Consider the following 267-nt stretch of genomic DNA (forward strand, 5'->3'; position numbering starts at 1 on the left):
AATTTTTCACGTTCAGAACAGTCTGCTACAACAGCTTGTATAGCTTTGAGATTTTCGCAGAGGTTAAATAAATCAGAGAGAGACACGCCAAAATATTCCAAATTTCTGACGTTAATTTGTCTCAAACTAATGTCGAAATTACGCCCACACTGCTTAAATTGTTCAACTGTTGCGACTGTTTCCTCAAACATGGAAGATTGACGTGAAACTTTAGGGTCATCATTTGTGCTTCTTACAGAGATATAATCCGATGATTCTTGTATGACG

1 pseudogene is annotated in these 267 nt (G+C 37.1%); it reads right to left on the reverse strand.

Annotation, left to right across the window (positions count from 1 at the left end):
* Nucleotides 1-267 (reverse strand): annotated as a pseudogene (locus tag ACFINO_RS10860) (trwN protein); the annotation flags it as partial.

Origin of the sequence: Bartonella sp. AA83SXKL (assembly GCF_042196965.1) — a bacterium.
Lineage (GTDB): Bacteria > Pseudomonadota > Alphaproteobacteria > Rhizobiales > Rhizobiaceae > Bartonella.